Source organism: Micromonospora sp. NPDC047187, from assembly GCF_040643355.1.
Taxonomy (GTDB): Bacteria; Actinomycetota; Actinomycetes; order Mycobacteriales; family Micromonosporaceae; genus Micromonospora; species Micromonospora salmantinae.
Window position 1 is genome coordinate 295005 of record NZ_JBEYUF010000002.1, and the last position, 21365, is coordinate 316369.

A 21365-nucleotide genomic window follows, 5' to 3' on the forward strand; every position below is an offset into this window, starting at 1 on the left:
CCCCCTCAAAGTGGTGTGGCCGCGAGTGTAATCGCTGGCCGCCTGCCTTCGCGGGATCGCCACCAGGCACCGCCGAGCAGGGCCACGGTGATGACGGTGACCGCGACGTCGCCGGCCAGGGCGGCCGCCGGGGAGGCAGGGGGGTACGGCGGCACCAGGTACGCGAACGCCGCGGCGGCGGCCAGGCCCGCGGTGCCGGCTACGAGCACGTGCCGCTGCCCCCAGCGCACGCCCGACGACAAGTACGCGATAAGCCCTCCGGCGGCAGCCGCGAGCGCCAGCGCTATCGCCACCCCCGCCCAGTCGGGCGTCAGGTCAGCGCCGAAGCGGACGAGGACGACCGGCAGACCCACCCACAGCGGGTGCGGCACCCGACGGGCCCGGCGCGGGTGGGCGCGGCGCCAGCGGGGCAGCAGCGCGACCGCGACCAGTACGAGGACCACCACGGCGGCGAAGGCCAGCTGGAATGGACTGGCCAGGAAGCCCTTCCGGCCGCTGCCGTCAGAGAAGATCAACAGGCTGCCGAGCAGGTAGAGCACGCCCACCACGGCGAGACCGGGCCGGCCCAGCCACGGCCGCAGCCGCCGTTCCGGCCCGAGGAACGACTCGATGAGCACGATCGGCGCGCAGATCGTCAGCACGATGTGGTTGCCCACGTAGTCCAACGCCTGCCGGAGGCTGAATTCGAGCCCCGGCACCAGCGTCGCCTCGGCGGCGGCCCGGGTGTCGGCGTACTGGGTGTCGTCGAGGTAGCCGGGGGCAGCAGCAACGCGATCACCGGCAGGAGCCGCCGACGCAGTGGCAGACGGCCGGCGGCGGCGGGGCGGTCGGTGGCGGCATGGTCGGCGGTTGCGGGGTCGGGTCCGGTCGGCACGGGCGCTCCTCGGCGGCGTCTCGGGGATCGTTTCCTGCACCGTGCGCGGGCCACCCGGTCACCCGATACGGCCATCGGCCGACGACCGGTGCGACCAAAGTCGTTGAGTACTGTGGTGCCGACGTCGATCCGGGGAGCGTGGAGATGCAGCCAACCGTCACGGCCGACCTGGCGGCTCGGCCCGTCGAGGCCGAGCGTCCGCTGCTCAGCTACCGCGACGAGGCGACCGGCGAGCGCGTCGACCTGACGGCGCAGCAGGTCGGTCAGTGGGCGGCACGCAGCGCGAGCCTGCTGCGGGACGGCTGCCGACTCGGCCCCGGCAGCCGCGTAGCGGTCCTGCTGCCGCCGCACTGGCGTACCGCCGCGGTGTTGTTGGGCGCCTGGGCCTCGGGCCTGGCGGTGTCGTTCCGACCGCGCGCCACAGCGGGCCTGGCGGTGCTCGAACCGGGCGGCGACCGGCCGTTCGACGCGGTCTTCGTGACGCCGGAGCGGCAGGACGACTGGCTGGAGGACGTGCCGGACGCGCCGCACCGCTATCTCGTCGGCACCGGTCCGGGGCGGCTGGACGACGTGCCGTTGGGCTGGTTGGACTGGTCCGCCGAGGTGCTCCGGCACGGCGACGGCGCGCCCGACCACACCGCCATCCACCCGTCGGACCCGGCCACCGCGGACGGCACCACCTATGGTCAGTGGGGTGCGCTCGCCCAGGAGTTCGCCACGATGCTGGACCTGCGCGCCGGCGACCGCCTGCTGGTCGACGCCGCCGAGACCGAGCAGCCGCTGAAGTGGTTGCTCGCGCCGCTCTCGGCCGGCGCGTCAGTGGTGATCAGCGCCAACCTCGACCCGGCACGGCGGGACGCGGTGGTCGCCGCCGAGCAGGTGACCCGGGTCCTCTAAAGAGTGGAGTACTGGTACTGCGGGTAGTACCATTGCCGGGTGCCCTCGATAGCCAGGCTCGTGGAAGCGATGCGGCAGCGTCAGCAGAACGTCGCCTACAACGATCTTTATCGGGTGTGCGAGCACTACTTCGGGAAGCCGCGGCAGGCGGGCACCTCGCATGCCGTGTTCAGGATGCCGTGGGCCGGTGACCCACGCGTCAACATCCAGGACGACAAGGGCAAGGCCAAGGCGTACCAGGTCCGGCAGGTTCTCAAGGCGATCGACAAGAAGGAGGCCATGTGATGCAACCCGACGCCCGTCCCGAGATCACGCACTACACCTACCGCGTCACCTGGTCGGTCGATGACCAGGAGTTCATCGCCACCTGTGCCGAATTCGCGTCGCTCTCCTGGCTGGCCCCCACGCAGGTGGAGGCGCTGCAGGGCCTTCAAGATCTGTTGGAGGAGGTGATCGTCGACATGCAGGAACAGGGCGAGGCGGTGCCGCAGCCGTTCGCGGAGCGAAGCTACTCAGGCAAGTTCAACCTCCGTGTCGGAGAGAGCCTGCATCGCGAGCTCGCCATCGAGGCCGCCGAGGACGGGATGAGTCTCAACCAGTACGTCCTTCGTAAGCTCCGCGCCGCCTGAGCGGTCGGACAGCTCATGTCCTTCCCGCGCCTCGAAGGGCGCTGTTTGATCAAGCAGCCAGGTTCGCTCTACGCCGGCCCCGGCTCGCTTTCGGTTCCGGGCGGTGCGCGTCTCGTCACCCGTCAGGTGGAGGCCATCCTTTCCGCCCGTTCTCACATTCCTTCTGCTCCTACGCTTCGCCGAAGGCACGCGCGCGGTCAGTGCGCCGGCCACTGTGCACACCGGCGGAGGGTCGATGGCTTCGAGGCGTATCCGTCGGAGTGTGGTTGCGGCGGTGGGCGGCGCTCTGTTCGCCCTCGGGGTGGTCGCGCCCGGTCCGGCGGCGGCGCCGCTGCCCCGCGCGGCCCAGGCCGACGGCCCTACGGTCCCCGATTCGCGGGAGCCGCGCCCACCGCTGCTTCCCGCGGACTTTCAGGGCACCGGCCGGTACATCGTGCGGGACCTCGGGATCGACGTGCCGTTCTCCTGGCAGGGCCGCGACGGCAACAGCCAGATGACCGCCGGCGGCCCGGACCATCCGATCTGGTTCACGAACCTGATCTACGAGAACACGCTCTACACGCTCACCTACAGGTGGCCGAACATCCCGCTGTTTCCGCCCCGCGCGTGCAGCAAGGTGCCGGGGTTCTTCAACCGGCAGATCTTCAACGACAAGTTGAAGACCGCCCGCTACGTGGGGCCGGAGGTCCTGCAGGGTGAGAAGGACCGGCACGTGGACCACTGGCGGGTCGGGGTGGTCGGCGGTTCCACGGTGCCGGGGGAGTTCTTCCGGTTCCCGATCGCGCTCGGGGACATCTACGTCGACCAGCACGACCCGAGCCGGTGGTGGCAGGTGTTGCAGTTCGGCCTGCAGAACCTCTTCGACCCGGAGCTGGACGAATGGTTCACCATGGACACCTTCGACCACCGCCCCGGCGAGGTCACCCTCCCCGACCGCTGCCCGCCCCCCACCTCGTGACCCATCGACTCCGTTGATCAAGAAGTTTGCGTCATCATCAGGCCGTTCGATGACGCAAACCTCTTGATCAACACAGGCGAGGGCGCGGCCGACGATCTTGGCAGCTACAGGGTGAACAGTAGGGCGGCGTTCAGGAGGACGACGAGGGCGGTGGCGAAGTGGATGCCGAAGGCGACAGCCTTCGTGCCGCCGTTCCGTAGCACGATGACGGTGTCGCCCAGCGGGACGAGCGCGACGATCAGCATGAACCACGCGACCGCGTCGGCGGTCGTGAAGGCGATCAGGGCGAGGCCGAGCAGCCCGAACGTCAGGTCCTTCAGCCCTTTGACCGTCAGGTAGGCGGGGTCGCCGTCCGGGCGGGCCGGCACGCCGTACCCGGCGGCGGCGGCCTGCGGCGCCAGCAGGAACCGCGCGCCGATGAAGACGACGAAGAGGCTGAGTACGACGGCGAGCCCGTAGGCGAGGGGTGCCAGCATGAGTCTGCTCCAATTCCTAGCAGTGCTAGATATGAGAGCGACGCTAGCAGAGCGCCGACAGCAATGCTAGCGGTGCTAGGGTTGCTGTCATGTCGACACAGGCGCGCCGGGAGCGTGAGCGGGCTGAACGGGAGCAGGCGATCATCAGCGCGGCACGGGACCTGGCGTTGGCCGAAGGCTGGGACGCGGTAACCACCCGACGGCTCGCCGCCGAGATCGAGTACAGCCAGCCCGTCCTCTACAGCCACTTCAAGGGCAAGGACGCCATCATGGCGGCGGTAGCCGTCGAGGGCTTCGCCGAGCTGGCAACCGCAGTGGTTTCGGCCCGGGCCTCCGCCGCCGACCCCCGGCAGGCGGTCGCCGACGTGGCAGCCGCGTACGTCGCGTTCGCCCAGCAGCGGCCCGCGATCTACGACGCGATGTTCACCCTCGCCGTGGACCTGCCGTTCGCCAGCCAGGACGTGCCAACCGACCTGGCCCGAGGCTTCGCCGAACTGTCCGAGACGGTGCGCCCGGTCGCGGCGGACGACGACCTGGAGACGGTCACCGAGACCTTCTGGGCCGGCCTGCACGGGCTGGTCACACTGATGCGCAGCGGCCGGCTCCGCCGCGCCGACCACGACCGCCGGTTGGCGGTGCTGGTAGACCGCTTCTCCCCGTGAGCGTTGCCGGTCAGGGCTGACGTGGTCGTCGCGCGCACGGCGCAAGGTGGTCGGTGGGCAGGGCGCACCGGGCGCCGCCGGGCAGTGGCCGATCACAGAAGACCCAATGTCGTACGCCCTGCTGGTCCTCCGCCGAGACGGTCACCCCGCCCGGCTCGACCCGCGCGCTGAGCCGGACCAACACCCGAGCAGCGGCCGCGAAGATGCGGGCGCGCAGCAGGTCAGGCGCGGTGATCGGCAGGTGGATCACCCAGCGGTCGCTCATCGGTAGCGGCGCTGTTACCTATGTCAAGCACGTCTCCGAGTCATCTACCCACCTATGTCACTCGCGCTACATGCGTTGCCTGCGTCGAAGCGGCTGATCAATACTGGGCGAGCCAACCGACTGCAAGGGGCTCCACGTGCCTATCCCGCCCACAATGGACGAGCTGCTCGACGATCTTCTGAAGAAGATCAAGGACGGGACCTATCCGCCGGGGTCACAGCTTCCGTCCGGGCGCGTGCTGGCCGACGAATACGACGTCTCGCAGTCCACGATCAGCCGTGCGGTGGCGAAGCTGCGGAAAGAGAGCGTCCTCGTCGGGCGTCCCGGGCGCGGGGTCTTCGTCGCGGAGTCCCACAAGCGCTGACGCTCGCTGGTTGCTCCGGAGCGCGGCGCACGGAGCGTGTGGAGCGCGGTGCACGAGGCGTTACTTCCCGGCGTTGCCCGTGGCCGCCGTCCACGCCGGACGGCTGATTCGTCTACGACATCAGCTCCATAGCGAGCGCACGAGACACCCCGTCCCCGCCAGGCGCCCGCACCCACCGCGCTGATCGACTCGGGTTCCAGGAGATCGGGGCATCACAGCGCCCCGGACACCGCGACTTCCTGGAGACCGAGTCGATCAAGGCAGCGTGCGTCAGTCGACGGTCGGGAGCTTCGGGCCGAGGACGTCGTCGGCGTCGACGATCGTGTACGCGTACCCCTGCTCGGCGAGGAAGCGCTGCCGATGCGCCGCGTACTCGGTGTCGATCGTGTCCCGGGACACCACCGTGTAGAAGTGCGCCTGCCGGCCGTCGGCCTTCGGCCGCAGCACCCGACCGAGCCGCTGCGCCTCCTCCTGGCGTGACCCGAACGTCCCGGACACCTGGATCGCCACCGCCGCCTCGGGCAGGTCGATGGAGAAGTTGCCGACCTTCGAGATGACCAACGTTCGCAGCGAGCCGGACCGGAACGCGTCGAACAGCCGTTCCCGCTCCTTGTTCGTGGTCGAGCCCTGGATGATCGGCGCGTCGAGGTACTCGCCGAGCTGGTGCAGCTGGTCGATGTACGCGCCGATCACCAGCACCTGGTCGTCCGGGTGCCGGTCGACAAGCGCCTTGACCACCGGCAGCTTGGTGCGGGCGGTCGCCGCCATCCGGTAGCGCTCCTCGGCCTCCGCCGTCGCGTACGACATCCGCTCCGCGTCGGTCAGTGTCACCCGGACCTCGGTGCACTCGGCCGGGGCGATCCAGCCCTGCGACTCGATGTCCTTCCACGGCGCGTCGTACCGCTTGGGCCCGATGAGGCTGAACACGTCACCCTCGCGGCCGTCCTCGCGTACCAGAGTCGCGGTGAGGCCCAGCCGGCGGCGGGCCTGGAGGTCCGCTGTGAACCGGAAGATCGGCGCGGGCAGCAGGTGCACCTCGTCGTAGACGACCAGGCCCCAGTCGCGGGCCCCGAAGAGGTCCAGGTGGGTGAACGCGCCGCCGCGCCGCGAGGTGAGCACCTGGTACGTGGCGATGGTGACCGGGCGGATCTCCTTGCGCTCGCCGGAGTACTCGCCGATCTCCTCCTCGGTCAGCGAGGTGCGGGCGATCAGCTCCCGCTTCCACTGCCGGCCGGCGACCGTGTTGGTGACCAGGATCAGGGTGGTCGCCTTCGCCTCGGCCATCGCCGCCGCGCCGACCAGGGTCTTGCCTGCGCCGCAGGGCAGCACCACCACCCCCGACCCGCCGGCCCAGAACGCCTCCACGGCCTCCCGCTGGTACGAGCGCAGCGTCCACGGCTTGCGCCCGTCCTTGCCGGCCTCGGCCAGCTCGATCGGGTGCGCCTCACCGTCGACGTACCCGGCCAGGTCCTCGGCCGGCCAGCCCAGCTTGAGCAGCGCCTGCTTGAGCCGGCCACGCTCGGACGGGTGCACCCGGATGGTGTCGTCGTCGATCTTGTCGCCGAGCATCCCGGCGAGCTTCTTGCTCTTGGCCACCTCGATCAGCACCAGCCGGTCCAGTGCGCGCAGCACCAGCCCGTACGCCGGGTCGTTGGCGAGCTGAAGCCGGCCGTACCGGTCCATCGTCTCGGCCACGTCCACCAGCAGCGCGTGCGGCACCGGGTAGCGGGAGTACTTGAGCAGCGAATCCACGACACCCTCGGCGTCGTGCCCCGCCGCGCGGGCGTTCCACAGACCCAGCGGGGTCAGCCGGTAGGTGTGCACGTGCTCCGGCGAGCGTTCCAGCTCCGCGAACGGCGCGATCGCCATCCTGCAGGCCTGCGCGTCGGGGTGGTCGATCTCCAGCAGCAGGGTCTTGTCCGACTGCACGATCAGTGGTCCACCGCTCACGCCAGCGTCCTTCCCTCGGTTGGCCGACCGGCCGGAACGGGTGGCATACCCGCTGCTGGCCGACCATCCAGTGTTGCACGATGCGGGACGGCGGAAGAAAGATGCTCACCGGGCGCAACCGTGATGGCACTCACGAACGTCTAGTAAAGGGACGACTGTCTGGGGAGGGCCCATGAAGCATGTCCGGATCACTTCCCGGCTGGTTGCCCTCGTGGTGGTCGTGCTGGTCGGCGCGGGAGCGTGCGCGTTCGATCCGCAGTCCGGCGGGAGTGGTGGCGGGGGAGCCGCCCCAGCCGGTGCGGCGGAACAGGCAACGGGGGCGGGCGACACGTCCGGGCCCGACCAGCACGGCCGGCCCACCCCGGCCTCGCCCACCCCGAAACCCACCCGGAAACCCACGCTGAAGCCGACCCGCCCGGCACCCACGAAAACCCCCGGCACCGGTACGCCGACCGTCGCCGGCTGCCCCCAGGGGCAGCACCAGCGCGCGGTGGAGACCCACCTGGCCCGGTTGGGCGGGTTCGGGGCGGTGACAGTGGACGGCCGGCAGTCCGCCGCCGACTGCGCGGCGATCAAGAAGTTCCAGAAGAGGTACGGCATTCGCCCCGTCGAGGGTCGCGCCGGACCAACCACCCTCGACGTGGCCCAGCGCCTCGCCAGCACCGACACGACCCGCTGCAAGGCCGGCACCGGCACCACGTTCTGCGTCGACCTGACCCGGCAGACCGTCTGGGCACTGCGCGGCGGCAAGGTGATCATGGCACCGACGGTGACCCGCACCGGCATGTCCGGCTACCGCACCCCCGCCGGCACGTACGCCGTCAACTACCGCAACCCCAAGGAGTGGTCCAACCCGTACGAGGTGTGGCTGCCGTACTGGCAGCACTTCACCCAGGGAATGGGCTTCCACGAGACCACCACCTACCTGCACGAGAAGTCGATCGGCTCGCACGGGTGCGTCAACCTGCTGCACGCCGACGCCGTCCGGATGTGGGAGCTCGGCAAGGTCGGCACCCGGGTGGTGCTGATCGGCCGGCGCCCCGGCACCTGAGTGACACCGAACGAATCGCGGCGCTAACCCCCTGTCCGACCAGACTTTCGAGTGTCACCCTTGGAGTCCAGGGCCGGACCGGGCGGGGAGGCTGGGCATGACGGTCGACCGTGACGTGATCGCGGAGCACGAGCACGCACCACCCGACGAGGTGTCCCGAGCGACGGTGATCGCGTACGCCGTCGCGGCGACGCTCCTGCTCGGGTGGTTCCTCTTCGGCTGGCTGGTGCTCCAGCAGGGCTTCGTCGACTCGGTCGGGGAATCCGCCGGCGCCGGCTTCGCGCTGCTGCTGATCATCTCGGTGGTCGGCACCGTACGCCGCAGCCGCCGCTGACCGACAGCGCCCGCGCGGTGGCGCCGTCGGTCAGTCCGCCACCACCGCCGCGGTGATCCGGTGCAGCGCGAACGTGTGCAGCATCTCGGTCCGTTCGTCCTCGGCCCGCAGATAGCCGGCACCGATCGACACCGGCTTGAGCAGGCGTGACGCCGTCGCCCCGTGCGCGTCGACGTAACCCACCCAGACCAGCGCCTTGTCCCGGACCGCCTGCTGGAGCACCGCCAGGGCCTCGCTGTGGGTGTGCGCCGGCACCGGGCCGCCGCCCAGCCCTGGCGCGCCGCCGCGCACCACCGCCGGCGCCCGTCGGGCGGCCCGCGCCGCCGCGTCGCCTCGCCGGATGTGCTCCACCACGCCGAGCAGCCGGGGCATGGGCAGCTTCGGGGCGGCCAGCGGGTCGATCGGCCGGGTGGTCACCGACACCCGGGGCGGGGCCCGCCGGATTCGCGGCCGGGCCAGCACCGTGCTGCCGGTGCCGTCCTCCTGCACCGGGGCGTACCCCGCGTCGCGCAGCGCGCCCAGCAGCCGACCAACCTGGTACTGCGTACACAGCACCGTGGGCGCTAGCCGGCGCAGCGCCACCGACTCCAGCCGGCGGTCGGCCAACACCTCGCTGATCAGCGTCTCGTCGTCGCTGCGCAGGTACGCCCCGGCCAGGCCGACCCGCAGCCCGCCGTGCTTACGGGCCACGTCGTCGATCAGGTAGGTGAGCCCCTGCGGCACGGGGGTACGTGACCGACGCCGGAACACGTCGTGCAGGTCGTCGGCCGTGTAGCCGGAATCCAGGGCCCGCCGCACGCTCGCCGTGGTGACCCGGTGCACGCTGGCCCCTCCGGCCGACTCCAGCTCGGTCATCGCCTCCAGCTCGACGGCGAGCGCCGGCTCGGGTGGGCCGGGCACCACAACGGTCAGGTCGGCCTGTACCAGGAAGTGGTCGACCGGTGCGGGCAACAGGGCGTCCAGCGCCCGCGCGGCACTGGACGGGTCGCCACTCTCGACGTCGGCGTGCACGCCCAGCGGGTCGTCACCCCGCTCGTCGGTCGACGTCAGGTCCCCCAGCAGCAGCCGACCGTACGAGGTGAGCGCCCCCAGCCCCGTCACGCCCAGCTGCGCGGCCTCGGCCAGCACCTCCCGGTGGGCGGCGTCCCGGCCCCGGCTGCGACGCGGAGCCCGCCAGTCCAGCAGCTCCTGCACCTCCTCCGGGGTGGGTGCCGTCGCCGGCTCAAGATCGGCCAGTACGCCGAGCACCGCCCGTCGAGTGGCCGGCACGCTGGCCCGCTCGGCCTCGGAGGAGAGTGCGGCGATCGGTCGGTCCCGCTCGTCACGGCGGCCCACCAGCCCCACCTGCCGGGTCATGGTCAGCCACGCTCGGGCGAGTTGCTCCCACCGTTGGGCCAGCGAGCCGGCCCGCCACACCTCGTACCCGCCGGTCGGCAGCACCTGCTGATCCGCCCCGTACCGGCCGGTGGTCGCACCGGGCATCTCCAGCTCACCGAGGAGCCCTGCCGCGTAGGCCACCTCCAGCAGCAGCGCGGTGCTCGGTTCGTCCAGCCCGGCGGTACGCGCCAACCGGCGCAGGTCCCGTACACCGATGCCACCCGAACGCAGCACCGGCGCTGGCTCGTCGGCGAGCTGCTCCAGCAGCCCTTCGGTGTTTCGGACCACCTCCATGGCCTGCCCGGCTCCGGCCGAGTCGACCGCTTTCGGCTCACGCGGCGTGGCGGCCACCGGCGGTGGGCTGGTACGCAGCGGCCCGAGGGGACCGCTGTCCCGGCGCAGCAGCAGGCCGACCTCGCGGGGCAACTCCACAGTTCCGCTGGCCGTGGACGAGCCGGTCGTCGCCGGGACCAGCAGTCGGTTGTCGACGAGCCACCGCACCGGGGAGCCGGTCGGCGCGCCACCGTTGGTCGGGTCGGAGAGGACCGGGTCCGCCGCGCCGAGCGGCGGCGCCTGCAACGCCCCCGGCGGCACGCTGCCCACCGGCGGGCCGGCCGCCAACCGGTCCAGGATCGCCCGGGCCGAGGGCGGGGCGGCGAGCACCGTCCGTCGGAGCTTCGCCGGGTCCGCGCACAGCGCGGCCGTGCGCGGGTCCAGCTCCGCGGCCGGTCGGCCGAGCCCAGCGGGGTACGGGGAGACTTCGTCGACGGCGGGCAGCACCTGAAGCGCGTGCTCCGGGCCGTACAGCAGGAAGAGCGCACGCAGTCGGCCCACGGCGGCCCGGACGGCCGTCGGAGCCGGCGGTTGCGGCCCCGAGGTCGCCATCGCGAGCACGGTGTCGGTGGCCGTGGTGGCGTCGTCCGGACTCCGGGTGAGGCGGGCGGCGTCGAGGATCTGAAGGGTGAACTGGTCCAGACCGTCCAGCGCGCGGGCCACGGAGACCCGGGACTGGGCCCGGATGGCCAGGGCGGAGACGTCGGCCGGCACGGGCACGACGAGGTCGGGCCGCAGCTGGAGGAGCGCGGCCAGTGACTCGTCGGGCAGCGACCGCAGGTGGTCGGCGAGTGAGGTGGTCATCGTCTTTCCACGCTAGCCCGGCACCGGGCTTCCGCGCCCCTCGGACGTCCGGTCGGCTGGGAGTAGCCGGTACGTTTCTCGACATGCCCGCACTGACCGTCGGATTCGACCTCGACATGACCCTGGTGGACTCCCGCCCCGGCATCGCCGCGGCGTACCGGGCGCTGACCGCGAGGACCGGTGTGCCGGTCGACGCCGAGTTGGCGGTGTCCCGGCTCGGGCCGCCGCTGCGTACCGAGATCGCGCACTGGTTCCCGCCGGAGCAGGTCGAGTCGGCCGTGCGGGTGTATCGCGAGCTGTACCCGGCGTACGCGATCACCCCGACGCTCCTGCTGCCCGGCGCGCGGGAGGCCGTCGAGGCGATCCGTGCGCGGGGTGGCCGGGTGCTGGTCGTCACGTCCAAGATCGGTCGGCTGGCCCGGTTGCACCTGGACCACCTCGGTCTCACTGTCGACGAGCTGGCCGGCGACCTGTTCGCCGAGCAGAAGGCGACCGCTCTGCGGGAGCACGGTGCGACCCACTACGTCGGTGACCACGTCGCGGACATGGTGGCGGCGGCAGCGGCCGGGGTGCCCGGCATCGGTGTGGCAACCGGCCCTTGCTCCTCAGATGAGCTGCGCGAGGCCGGGGCGGAAGTGGTGCTGAACGAGCTCACCGAATTCCCAGCGGCGCTCGACGGGATGATCCAGCTAGCCTTGGAGCAGTAGCGGCTCAAGTGAAGCAGGGGTTTTCAGGTGCCTACGGGTCGAGTGAAGTGGTACGACACGGCCAAGGGATACGGCTTCGTCACGAGTGACGAGGGCGGCGACGTGTTCCTGCCCAAGGGGGCGCTGCCGGCGGGTGTCACCGACCTCAAGGGTGGCCAGCGGGTCGACTTCAGCGTGGTGGACAGCCGCCGGGGCGCGCAGGCCATGGGGGTCAAACTGCTGGACGCGCCGCCGTCGATGTCGGAGCTGCGGCGTCGGCCGGCCGAGGAGCTGCACGGCCTGGTCGAAGACATGATCAAGGTGCTGGAGGCGAAGGTCCAGCCGGACCTGCGCCGGGGTCGGTACCCGGACAAGAAGTCCGCGCAGAAGATCGCTCAGCTTGTCCACGCGGTGGCCCGCGAGCTGGAGGTCTGAGGCACCAGGCCGGCGGTGGCGGCCCGGTCGAGCAGTGCCGCCACCGCGGCGAAACCGGCCTCGCCCAGGTCCGCGGTGAACTCGTTGACGTACAGGCCGATGTGCCGGTCGACCACGTCGAGCTCCATCTCCTGGGCGTGCGCCAGCACGTACTCCCGGCTGGCTGCCGGGTCCGCCCACGCCTGCCGGACCGACTCGCGGACCCAGCCGGCCGCGGCGTCCGGGTCGACCGCACCGCGTCGGGCCAGGATCGCGCCGAGGGGGATGGGCAGGCCGGTGTCGCCCTCCCACCATTCGCCGAGGTCGACAAGGGCGCTCAGGCCGTGCCGGTGGTAGGTGAACCGGGCCTCGTGGATGACCAGCCCAGCGTCGTAGCGCCCAGCCGCCACGCCCGGCATGATCTCGTGGAACGGAACCACCTCGATCCGGGCCGGTGGCCGCCCGGCCGACCAGAGCCGGAACAGCAGGTACGCGGTGGTCCGGTCACCCGGCACCGCCACCGTGGCGCCGGTCAGGTCGGTACGGTCCGGCCCGCCGTCACGGTCGCCCCGGGTGAGCACCAGCGGACCGCAACCGCGACCCAGGGCACCGCCGCAGGGCAGCAGGTGGTAGTCGTCGAGCAGCCAGGGCAGCGCCGCGAAGCTCACCTTCACCAGGTCGAACGCACCCCGCTCGGCCGCCGTGTTGGTGACGTCCACGTCGGCGTACGTCACCTCGACCGGCGGCGCGCCGGGCACCCGCCCGTGCACCAGCGCGTGGAAGACGAACGTGTCGTTGGGGCAGGGCGAGATCGCCAGGGAGAGCGCCACACCCTCACGGTAGCCCCGCCCTCCGCCAGCGGTCCGCGCCCCACCCCACGACTGTGATCCGCGACCGTGACGCGGAGCTGTGATCTGCGGCGGGACGAGGCGGCGGTATGAGCTGCGGCGGACGCCGCCGGGCGGAACAGCCGCGGGGAAACGACCGGCCCAGCGGGGTCGACCACCCACCCCGGTCTCCCTTTGGAGCTGATGTCGTAAACGAATCGCCCGGAGTCGGTGACCGTGGTTTGGAGCCTGAGGCCAAGGGGGGTGCGCGCAGGCCAGGAGCCCAGACCCAGACCCAGACCCAGGCCCGGGGCCCAGACCCGGGGCCGGGGCCCAGGCCCGGGGCCGGGGCGTGATGCCGCAAACGATTCAGCTCCAAAGGGGTCGAGGGAGTAGGTCATCCACCGGTGGGCGAGGTTGTCCACAGCGTTATCCACAGCCCGGCGCAGGGTGTTGATAGCACACCGACCAGCCGGGAACATCGGTCCGTGACCGAGGTGAGTGACCACACCGACGAGGCTGGCGGAGCCGATCTCGGGCGGGCGCTCCGCGCGCTGCGTCGGCGGGCCGATCTGAGTCAGCGGCAGTTGGCCGAGAAATCCGGGGTGCCACAGCCGACGCTTGCCCGGATCGAGTCGGGGCGGGCGCTCGATCCCCGATTCCGGACAGTGGAACGTCTCGTCCAGGCCGCCGGTGGGACGTTGGCCGTTGGCGTCCCACCAGCCATCTCCGGCGTCACCGCACCCACACCGGTTCCGCACGACGACATGCGCGACGAGGCGGGCCGCCGATACCCGGCTCACCTGGACGTCTGGCCGGTGCACGAGCCGCGGGACTGGCCCGGTGCCTGGTGGGCGGAGTGGTACCGGTTGCCGCCCGAGCGGTATCCGCTCCCGCTGCCACCGGCCGCGTACGAGCTGAACCGGCGCTATCGCGACAATCGGCGGTGGGCTGCCGAGGTCCGGCGGACTGCGCGGGTGCGTCGGGTGATCAGTAGCGACCTGCCGGCCACCTGCTGGCGATACGTCGCCGAGCTTCCCGACGGCAAGCTGGTTGGTGAGCTGCGGGCCCATGAGCGGAGCCCATTCCTGGAGTACGGGGAGTGGCATCCGCACCTGCCGGAGCGGGAGATGGTGCTCGACGGCGTGCTTGTCGACGCCCGGTACCGGCGGTTGGGGCTCGGGCGACGGCTGGTCACCGCGCTGGTGACCGGGATGCGCGAGGCGGGCATCGACGACGCGGCCGCCATCGCCGAGGGATCCGGCACCGACCTGCTGCTGGCGTGCGGCTTCGAGTTCGAGGCACGCCGCCCGGCCGCACTGCGCCTGGGCCACCCGGGTAAACGCTCCTTCTCCTGAGCGTCGCCCGGGTCAGCGCAATGCAGGTTGAGCGCAGCGCCGGGTCAGCGCAGCGCGGGCTCAGCGCAATGCCAGCTCAGCGCAGTGCTGGGGCTGCTGCGGTCAGGGCGGCCAGGGCTTCGCGCAGCCGCCAGGCGTCCCGGTCGCGGGGGCCGATCGGGTTGGAGATGGTGCGCAGTTCGGCGAAGGGCACCCCGGCCTGCGCCGCGGCGACCGCCACGCCGTACCCCTCCATGGCTTCGGCGACCGCTTCCGGATGCCTCCGGCGCAGCTCGTCGGCGCTGGCCGTGGTGCCGGTGACGGTGCTGACCGTGAGCACCGGGCCGGCCGTGGCCGTCGGGAGGGCGGCTCGCAGTGCCGCCAGCAGGCCCTGGTCCGCCGGCACCCTGCTGCCCGCACCGAGCAGCGCGGGCGGCATGCCCAGCTCGTCGACCGGGATGAAGCCGTCGGGCGACTCGGCGCCCAGGTCGGCGGCGATGCTGGCGGTGCCGAGCACCGTGTCGCCGACCTCGGCCCGCCCGGTGAAGCCGCCGGCCACGCCGGCGCTGACCACCGCACGGTACGGGCGGCCGGCGGCCTCGGCCAGCGCCAGCAGCCGGGCGGTGGCGGCACCGGCGACGGCCGGACCCACACCGATCGGGGTGACGGTCACGGTGTGGTCGGTCAGCCCGGCGCGGACCGCGTCCGCCTCGGCGGGAACCGCCGTCACCACCAGCAGACCGGTCACGAGAGTGAGCCGGGGGACTCGCGGCGGGTTTCGTCGTCGGCCCCGCCACCCGGGCCGCCGACGGCCGACGACGGGCGGTAGATGTGGTAGCCCGGCGGGGCGAGGCTCGGGTCGTCGTACTGCGGTGAGCTGTTTTGGGCCGGCGCCGGCGAGGTTGGTGTGGGGTCGCCTGGCTCGTCCGCCTGCTCGTCCTCGGTCAGCTCGTCGTCACCGAGCGGTCGGCCGGCCAGCTTCTCGCCGCGCAGCCGGGCGGCGGCCAGCACACCCCGGATCGCGGCCAGTACGCCGACCCCGGCGGCCACGGCGATGCCCATCCGGCCATCGAACGGCACCAGCCCGAGCCCGCCGCCGGCGACGAAGGCGAGCATCAGCACCGTCTCGGAGTGGGCGAAGGAGCTGGCCCGCAACCGTTCCGGGATGCGCTCCTGGATCGAGGCGTCCACGGCCAGCTTCGCTATTCCGCTGGCCATGGCGGCGACCAGGCAGAGCAGGGCGACCATCAGCAGCGAGAACTGGATGACGGCGAGCACCGCCACCCCGGCCACGATGATCATGCTGCTGGACTGGATGGCGGTCGGCCGGTGGATGCGCAGTCTGGTGCCGATGGCGGTGGCCAGGAAGGTGCCGACCGCGAGCGCGCCGCCGACCACGCCCAACGCCCACTCGGCGCCCAGATCCCGGCCGAACACCACCGTGGTCAGGTCGCCCTTCTTGATCGCGAAGGCGAGGAAGAGCAGCAGGAAGCCGTAGAGCGCGCGTAGCGTCGCCGCGCCGATCAGGGTGGCGATCACCAGTCGGCCGGACGGTCGGCCCCGACCCAGCGGCCGGTCGCCACGGCGGCGGCCCAGCGCGCGCAGTGGCCGGGGAACCCGCTCGGGTGGCTCCGAGTCGGCCTTCGGCGGCAGCCGCAGCGAGATCACCATGCCGACCAGGAAGATCAACGATGCGACCCGGAGCGGCCACTGCGGCCCGAACCAGAACGCGGCCAACCCGATCGGCGCCACCAGCGCGCCCGCGACAGTGCCGTAGACGCTGGCCCGGGCACCCACCTGGGACAGGCCGAGGCCCTCCGGCAGCAACCGGGGCACCGCCGCGGAGCGGGCCACGCCGTACGCCCGGGAGAGCGCGAGCACCCCGAACGCGGCCGGGTAGAGCCCGAAGCCGTGGATGTAGTCGGAGATCAACCAGGCCAGGAAGGCGCGGCCGAGCATCGTCGCGGCCAGGGCGTACCGCCTGCCGTGCCGGAAGTGATCCAGCAGCGGGCCCACCACCGGGGCGAGCATCGCGAACGGCACCATGGTCACCAGCAGGTAGAGCGCGACCTTGCTGCGGGCCTCGCCGAGCGGCACGTTGAAGAAGATCGTGCCGGCCAGACCGATGGCGATCAGGGTGTCACCGGCGCAGGAGAGCGCGTGCAGGTCGAACAGGCGAACCATGCCGACCTCGCCGCCGGCACCCCGGGCGCGGGCCCGACCGGCCCGGCGGGTCACCCAGCGGCCGCTGCCCACCGAACCGCGCAACAGCAGACGGATGGCGCGAATGCCGGTGCCGACGGTCCGCCCGAGGACGGAACGCCCGGAGCGGGAGTACGACGGCATGTGCACCATCCTCGCCCATCTGATCCGGGTACGCCGCACCACCGCTGGGAAAGGTTCCCCGGGAGTCCCTGTCACCCCTGCGGGGCGCATGGGGAACAATGGTCGGGTGACCAGGCCCGCCTCCACCCGTGCCGCCCGTCTCGACCAGGTCTGCGCCGCCGCCGTCGAGGTGGCCCGCGCCGGCATTACCGAGGTGGACGCCGACGATGTCGGCGACCACCTGCAGGTCGTCGCCGAGGGTGATCGGCTGGTCACCCACTACTTCGAATGTCGCCTCGCCGGCTACAACGGCTGGCGCTGGGCGGTCACCGTCACGCGGGTGCCGCGCAGCAAGACGGTGACCATCTGCGAGACGGTGTTGCTGCCCGGCCCGGACGCGCTGCTCGCGCCCGGCTGGTTGCCCTGGCAGGAGCGGCTCAAGCCGGGCGACCTGGGGCCGGGTGACCTGCTCCCGACCTCGCCCGACGACGATCGACTGGTCCCCGGTTACCTGCTCTCCGACGACCCGGCGGTCGAGGAGACGGCATGGGAGTTGGGCCTCGGGCGCGCCCGCGTGCTCTCCCGGGAGGGCCGCATCGAAACGGCGCAGCGCTGGTACGAAGGTGACCACGGCCCCGCCGCGGCCATCTCGTCCGCCGCTCCGGCCGCCGCCCGCTGCGGCACCTGCGGCTTCTACCTGCCGTTGGCAGGTGCGATGCGGCAGGCATTCGGGGCCTGTGGCAACTTCTACGCCCCCGACGACGGCCGGGTGGTGAGCGCCGACCACGGTTGCGGCGCCCACTCCGAGACGTTGATCGAGGCGGCCGAGACCGCTGTCGACGAACTTCCCACGGTGTACGACGACAGCGCGGTGGAGGCCATGTCGGTCAGCCGGGCTCCGGGCTCGGTGGAGGCCGCTGAGCCGGCGGAGCCGTACGGGCACTCCTGATCGTCCGCGCCGCAGTGCTCCGGTGCGGTGGCCAGCTCACCTCGCGCGGCGGCGGCGTCGGTTGGCGTCGTGCCGCAACATCACGGCGAGGCCCGGGAAGCCCCACAGGAAACCGGCGAGGCAGGTCCAGAGCCAGTTCTGATGACCGTTGTCGGTCAGCCAGCCCCGGAAGAAGATCAGCAGGACCAGCCCGGCCACCGCCCACGCGATCAACCCGGCGAGGGCGAACGGCACCATCGGCGGATCGAGTGGTGCGGGCCGCGGTGGCTGCTCGTTCGGCATTCGGCAAGCGTACGGGATCTACTTCCCCTGCCCACCGACGATCTGGGACGATGCGCGCGACACTGGAAGATCACCTGCGAGGACCTGATGGCCGTAGCGCCGCCCGAGAACGGCACACCTTCCAACCCCGCTCATCCGCGTAACGGTTTCGACCGGTTCTTCGAGATCTCCGCCCGTGGCTCGACGTTGAGCCGTGAGGTACGCGGTGGCCTGGCGACCTTCTTCACGATGGCGTACATCGTGGTGCTCAACCCGCTGATCCTGGGCGGCGCCGTCGACGGTGACGGCAAGAGCCTTCCGATTCCGGCGCTGGCCGCCGCGACCGCGTTGGTCGCCGGCCTGATGACCATCCTGATGGGTGTGGTCGGCCGGTTCCCGCTGGCGCTCGCCGCCGGTCTGGGTGTCAACGCCCTGGTGGCGTACGAGATCGCACCCGAGATGACCTGGGCAGACGCGATGGGTCTGGTGGTGATCGAGGGTCTGATCATCACGGTGCTGGTGCTGACCGGTTTGCGGACCGCTGTGTTCCGCTCGGTGCCGACCCAGATGAAGAGCGCGATCGGGGTCGGCATCGGTCTGTTCCTGACCATCATCGGCCTGGTGGACGCCGGCTTCGTCCGGCGCATCCCGGATGATGCCAACACCACAGTTCCGGTCGGCCTGGGCATCGGCGGCAAGCTGGTGAGCTGGCCGATGCTGGTCTTCGTGGTGGGCCTGCTGATCACGCTGGTGCTGGTGGTCCGTCGGGTGAAGGGCGCGATCCTGATCGGCATCCTCGCCTCGACGGTGCTGGCGGTGATCGTGGAGGCGGTCGGCAACATCGGCCCGTCGTTCGTCAACGGTCAGCCGAACCCCAAGGGCTGGTCGCTGAACGTGCCGGAGCTGCCGAAGTCGGTGGTCGACCTGCCGGACCTGTCGCTGCTCGGCAAGTTCAACGTGCTGGACTCGTGGGGCCGGGCCGGTTGGCTGGTCGTGCTGATGTTCATCTTCACGCTGTTGATCACGGACTTCTTCGACACCATGGGCACGATGGTCGCGGTCGGCCAGGAGGGCGGCCTGCTCGACGAGCAGGGCACCCCGCCGAAGGCCAAGGAGATCCTGCTGGTCGACTCGATCGCGGCGGCGGCCGGCGGTGCGGCCAGTACCTCCAGCAACACGTCGTACATCGAGAGCGCGGCAGGTGTCGCGGAGGGTGCGCGGACCGGCGTGGCCAACCTGGTCACCGGCGCGCTCTTCCTGCTCGCGATGTTCCTGGCGCCGCTGGTCGTGATCGTGCCGTTCGAGGCGGCGTCGACGGCTCTGGTGGTGGTCGGGTTCCTGATGATGACAGCGGTGCGGACCATCGACTGGTCCGACTACGAGATCGCCATTCCGGCGTTCCTCACCATCGTGCTGATGCCGTTCACCTACTCGATCTCCAACGGGATCGGCGCTGGCCTGATCACCTTCGTGGTGGTCAAGCTGGCGCGGGGCAAGGCCCGGGAGATCCACCCGTTGCTGTACGGGGTGGCCGCGCTCTTCGTGCTGTACTTCCTGCGTGGGCCGATCGAGTCCCTGGTGCTCTGAGCCGTCCGGGCGGGGAGTCGATCGGGATTCCCCGCCCGTACCATCTGAATCCCCTCGTGAGCCTGGTCATAACGGATGTCGTTAGCCCTGCTCATTAGTTAAGCTAACTACTGTGACGGAGCGGACGGTGACGGCGGAACGCGTGCCACCGGCGCAGCTGGCTCCCCAGCTGCGTGATGCGATCACCCGACTCAACCGGCGGGTCCGACAGGCCCGACCGGTCGGCGACCTCACGGTCACCCAGGTCTCCGCGCTCACCAGCCTGCGGCTGGCGGGCGCGATGACACCCCGGGAGCTGGCCGACGTTGAGCGGGTGCAGCCGCCGACGATGACCAAGATCGTCGGAAAGTTGGAGGACCGCGGCCTCGTGCGGCGGACACCCCATCCGACCGACGGGCGGCAGGTCATCCTTGCGGCGACCGAAGGAGGGCAGGCCGTGCTCGACCAGTTCGAGCGGGCCCGCGACGAGTGGCTGTCCCACCGGCTGGCCGCACTCGACGAGGACGAACGGGAGACCCTGCAGAGGGCCGCCGAGATTCTTCAGCAGCTCGCTCGCGCCTGAGCCGCACCCGCGCCACCGGGTCCGTGCCGTCACCTGTCGATGACGCGTACGTCCGGAGGAGGCGCACCAAGAGTGCAGGCGAAGCTGAGCACGATGTTCCAGTCCCTACAGGTCCGCAACTACCGCCTCTTCGCATCCGGGCAGTTGATCAAGTTGATCGGCGTCTGGATGATGTTCATCGCCCAGGACTGGCTCGTCCTCGAGCTCTCCAACAACTCGGCGACAGCGCTCGGCGTGGTCACCGCCTGCCAGTTCACCCCGGTGCTCCTGCTCACCCTGCTCTCCGGCCGGCTCGCCGACCGGTACGACAAGCGGGTGCTGCTCTTCGCCGCCAACGCCTTCTGGAGCCTGCTGGCGCTCGGCATGGCGGTGCTGGTCCTCACCGACCTGGTGCAGCTCTGGCACGTCTTCGCCTTCGCCGCGCTGCTCGGCACGGCCAACGCGGTGGAGACCCCGGTCCGGCAGGCGTTCGTCTCCGAACTGGTCGGCACGCCGCTGCTGCCCAACGCGCTGTCGCTCAACGCCGCCGTGTTCAACTCCGCCCGGATCGTCGGCCCGGCAGTGGCCGGCCTGGCCATCGCCGCGTTCGACGTCGGCCCGGTCTTCCTCTTCACCGCCCTCAGCTCGGTCGCGCCCCTGGTCAACGTGGTCCGGATGCGGACGACCGACCTGCACCGCGACGCCCTGCTGCCCCGCGACGAGCGGGCGTCCGCCCGGGTCGTCGACGGGCTGCGGTACGTGTGGCGCCGCCCCGACCTGCTGCTGCCGATGGCGATCATGTCGGTGATCGGCATGTCGCTGTTCAACTTCCAGCTCACCCTGGCCGCGTTGGCGAAGACGGTCTTCCACACCGGCGCCGCCTCCTTCGGCCTGTTCAGCACGGCACTGGCCGTCGGCGCGCTCGGCGGCGCGCTCAGCGGCACCGGTCGCCGTAGCCGCCCATCGGTGTGGCTGGTGCTCGGCGCGGCGATCGCCTGCGCCAGCTTCGGCACCCTGGTCGGTCTCTCCACGGCGTACTGGCTGGTCGTGGCGCTGCTGGTGCCGACCGGCTTCTGCATGGTCTTCTTCGCCCAGGCCGCCAACCAGCGGATCCAGATGGGCGTCGACGCGGCCTTCCGGGGACGGGTGATGGCCCTGTGGGTGCTGGTGTTCCTGGGCACCAACCCGGTCGGCGCGCCGCTGATCGGCTGGGTCGCGGAGCACTACGGTGCCGGTGCCAGCATCTGGATGGGTGGGCTCATCTCGCTGGCCGCCGCGGTGATCGCCCTCACCTGGCAGCTCCGCCACTCCGGTGCCCGGCTGCGGTTCCGGGTGCTGCCGATGCCCCGTTTCTACGTCACCTCCACCGACTGCTGAGGTTTACCACCGGCGCCGGCCGCGTCCGGTTGCGCGGATCGCGCGGATGCGGCGAAACCGGTGGCGGGGTGGCACGGTGGGGCTTAG

Annotated in this window: 24 protein-coding genes; 15 read left to right on the top strand and 9 right to left on the bottom strand. The window is 71.4% G+C overall.

Translation table 11 applies throughout. The features are described 5' to 3' along the window. Positions 1 to 5: 5 nt before the first annotated feature. Positions 6 to 914 (bottom strand): hypothetical protein, encoded by a 909-nt coding sequence (locus ABZ794_RS05865; protein ID WP_357514444.1) that lies wholly within the window; start codon positions 912 to 914, stop codon positions 6 to 8. A gap of 104 nt (positions 915 to 1018) precedes the next feature. Here ABZ794_RS05865 and ABZ794_RS05870 point away from each other — a divergent pair, with 104 nt between their 5' ends. The 4 genes from ABZ794_RS05870 (at position 1019) to ABZ794_RS05885 (ending at position 3358) form a co-directional block, all read left to right on the top strand. Continuing rightward, on the top strand, positions 1019 to 1771 hold the full coding sequence (locus tag ABZ794_RS05870) for a TIGR03089 family protein (RefSeq protein WP_112602131.1): 753 nt from the start codon (positions 1019 to 1021) through the stop codon (positions 1769 to 1771). Positions 1772 to 1810: 39 nt separating this feature from the next. Further along, positions 1811 to 2056: a toxin HicA gene (locus ABZ794_RS05875; protein WP_357514446.1), complete on the top strand. Its 246-nt coding sequence runs from the start codon at positions 1811 to 1813 to the stop codon at positions 2054 to 2056. After that, positions 2056 to 2400, top strand: coding sequence for a type II toxin-antitoxin system HicB family antitoxin (locus tag ABZ794_RS05880; RefSeq protein WP_210782932.1), 345 nt, complete (start codon positions 2056 to 2058; stop codon positions 2398 to 2400). Before ABZ794_RS05875 ends, ABZ794_RS05880 begins: the two co-directional genes overlap by 1 nt. Positions 2401 to 2635: 235 nt before the next feature. Beyond that, the gene (locus ABZ794_RS05885; RefSeq protein ID WP_357514449.1) at positions 2636 to 3358 is read left to right on the top strand and encodes a hypothetical protein; all 723 of its coding nucleotides are present in this window, start codon (positions 2636 to 2638) and stop codon (positions 3356 to 3358) included. A 104-nt stretch (positions 3359 to 3462) separates the two neighbouring features. Here the strand turns inward: ABZ794_RS05885 and ABZ794_RS05890 are convergent, their stop codons facing one another. Next, complete coding sequence (locus ABZ794_RS05890; RefSeq protein WP_210782778.1) at positions 3463 to 3834, bottom strand: DUF4267 domain-containing protein; 372 nt, start codon at positions 3832 to 3834, stop codon at positions 3463 to 3465. Between the two features lie 89 nt (positions 3835 to 3923). On the opposite strand from ABZ794_RS05890, the gene ABZ794_RS05895 reads away from it, so the two are divergent. Further along, positions 3924 to 4496, top strand: a complete 573-nt coding sequence (locus ABZ794_RS05895; RefSeq protein WP_210782780.1) for a TetR/AcrR family transcriptional regulator — start codon at positions 3924 to 3926, stop codon at positions 4494 to 4496. A 10-nt stretch (positions 4497 to 4506) separates the two neighbouring features. On the opposite strand, the gene ABZ794_RS05900 is transcribed toward ABZ794_RS05895, so the two are convergent. Beyond that, complete coding sequence (locus ABZ794_RS05900) at positions 4507 to 4761, bottom strand: hypothetical protein (protein WP_210782782.1); 255 nt, start codon at positions 4759 to 4761, stop codon at positions 4507 to 4509. Positions 4762 to 4915: 154 nt separating this feature from the next. Here ABZ794_RS05900 and ABZ794_RS05905 point away from each other — a divergent pair, with 154 nt between their 5' ends. Then, positions 4916 to 5125 carry a winged helix-turn-helix domain-containing protein gene (locus ABZ794_RS05905; RefSeq protein WP_210782784.1) on the top strand — a complete coding sequence of 70 codons (210 nt, stop codon included), beginning with the start codon at positions 4916 to 4918 and terminating at the stop codon, positions 5123 to 5125. A gap of 270 nt (positions 5126 to 5395) precedes the next feature. On the opposite strand, the gene ABZ794_RS05910 is transcribed toward ABZ794_RS05905, so the two are convergent. Further along, on the bottom strand, positions 5396 to 7075 hold the full coding sequence (locus ABZ794_RS05910; RefSeq protein WP_124854244.1) for a DNA repair helicase XPB: 1680 nt from the start codon (positions 7073 to 7075) through the stop codon (positions 5396 to 5398). 172 nt (positions 7076 to 7247) lie between these two features. On the opposite strand from ABZ794_RS05910, the gene ABZ794_RS05915 reads away from it, so the two are divergent. Both ABZ794_RS05915 and ABZ794_RS05920 read left to right on the top strand, forming a co-directional pair. Beyond that, positions 7248 to 8126, top strand: coding sequence for a L,D-transpeptidase family protein (locus ABZ794_RS05915; RefSeq protein ID WP_210782786.1), 879 nt, complete (start codon positions 7248 to 7250; stop codon positions 8124 to 8126). Between the two features lie 97 nt (positions 8127 to 8223). Then, a complete protein-coding gene (locus ABZ794_RS05920; protein WP_091395293.1) occupies positions 8224 to 8460 on the top strand; it encodes a hypothetical protein in 237 nt (78 codons plus the stop codon). A gap of 30 nt (positions 8461 to 8490) precedes the next feature. Here the strand turns inward: ABZ794_RS05920 and ABZ794_RS05925 are convergent, their stop codons facing one another. Continuing rightward, the gene (locus tag ABZ794_RS05925) at positions 8491 to 10974 is read right to left on the bottom strand and encodes a helicase-associated domain-containing protein (protein ID WP_357514453.1); all 2484 of its coding nucleotides are present in this window, start codon (positions 10972 to 10974) and stop codon (positions 8491 to 8493) included. Between the two features lie 83 nt (positions 10975 to 11057). Between ABZ794_RS05925 and ABZ794_RS05930 the strand changes: the two genes are divergently transcribed. Further along, positions 11058 to 11681 carry an HAD hydrolase-like protein gene (locus ABZ794_RS05930; protein ID WP_210782791.1) on the top strand — a complete coding sequence of 208 codons (624 nt, stop codon included), beginning with the start codon at positions 11058 to 11060 and terminating at the stop codon, positions 11679 to 11681. Positions 11682 to 11708: 27 nt separating this feature from the next. Further along, complete coding sequence (locus ABZ794_RS05935) at positions 11709 to 12095, top strand: cold shock domain-containing protein (protein WP_124816498.1); 387 nt, start codon at positions 11709 to 11711, stop codon at positions 12093 to 12095. Here ABZ794_RS05935 and ABZ794_RS05940 read toward each other — a convergent pair. Beyond that, positions 12056 to 12904, bottom strand: a complete 849-nt coding sequence (locus tag ABZ794_RS05940; RefSeq protein ID WP_357514456.1) for a 1,4-dihydroxy-6-naphthoate synthase — start codon at positions 12902 to 12904, stop codon at positions 12056 to 12058. The two genes, ABZ794_RS05935 and ABZ794_RS05940, sit on opposite strands and share 40 nt — an antisense overlap. A gap of 485 nt (positions 12905 to 13389) precedes the next feature. Between ABZ794_RS05940 and ABZ794_RS05945 the strand changes: the two genes are divergently transcribed. Continuing rightward, a complete protein-coding gene (locus ABZ794_RS05945; protein WP_238690698.1) occupies positions 13390 to 14259 on the top strand; it encodes a helix-turn-helix transcriptional regulator in 870 nt (289 codons plus the stop codon). A gap of 76 nt (positions 14260 to 14335) precedes the next feature. Here the strand turns inward: ABZ794_RS05945 and ABZ794_RS05950 are convergent, their stop codons facing one another. Then, positions 14336 to 14986 (bottom strand): futalosine hydrolase, encoded by a 651-nt coding sequence (locus tag ABZ794_RS05950; protein WP_357514458.1) that lies wholly within the window; start codon positions 14984 to 14986, stop codon positions 14336 to 14338. Continuing rightward, complete coding sequence (locus ABZ794_RS05955; RefSeq protein WP_210782796.1) at positions 14983 to 16584, bottom strand: MFS transporter; 1602 nt, start codon at positions 16582 to 16584, stop codon at positions 14983 to 14985. The genes ABZ794_RS05950 and ABZ794_RS05955 overlap by 4 nt, the downstream gene beginning before the upstream one ends. 88 nt (positions 16585 to 16672) lie before the next feature. Between ABZ794_RS05955 and ABZ794_RS05960 the strand changes: the two genes are divergently transcribed. Next, entirely contained in the window at positions 16673 to 17512 is an 840-nt protein-coding gene (locus tag ABZ794_RS05960) for a DUF3027 domain-containing protein (protein ID WP_238690700.1), read from the top strand. A gap of 36 nt (positions 17513 to 17548) precedes the next feature. Here ABZ794_RS05960 and ABZ794_RS05965 read toward each other — a convergent pair whose 3' ends face one another. Then, a complete protein-coding gene (locus ABZ794_RS05965) occupies positions 17549 to 17794 on the bottom strand; it encodes a DUF2530 domain-containing protein (RefSeq protein WP_210782798.1) in 246 nt (81 codons plus the stop codon). Positions 17795 to 17881: 87 nt separating this feature from the next. On the opposite strand from ABZ794_RS05965, the gene ABZ794_RS05970 reads away from it, so the two are divergent. The 3 genes from ABZ794_RS05970 to ABZ794_RS05980 all read left to right on the top strand — a co-directional run bounded on the left by ABZ794_RS05970 (position 17882) and on the right by ABZ794_RS05980 (position 21278). Then, on the top strand, positions 17882 to 19360 hold the full coding sequence (locus ABZ794_RS05970) for an NCS2 family permease (RefSeq protein WP_238690701.1): 1479 nt from the start codon (positions 17882 to 17884) through the stop codon (positions 19358 to 19360). Between the two features lie 112 nt (positions 19361 to 19472). Beyond that, a complete protein-coding gene (locus tag ABZ794_RS05975; protein WP_210782802.1) occupies positions 19473 to 19922 on the top strand; it encodes a MarR family transcriptional regulator in 450 nt (149 codons plus the stop codon). 72 nt (positions 19923 to 19994) lie between these two features. Further along, a complete protein-coding gene (locus ABZ794_RS05980; protein ID WP_203120305.1) occupies positions 19995 to 21278 on the top strand; it encodes an MFS transporter in 1284 nt (427 codons plus the stop codon). The last annotated feature ends 87 nt before the right edge of the window (positions 21279 to 21365 follow it).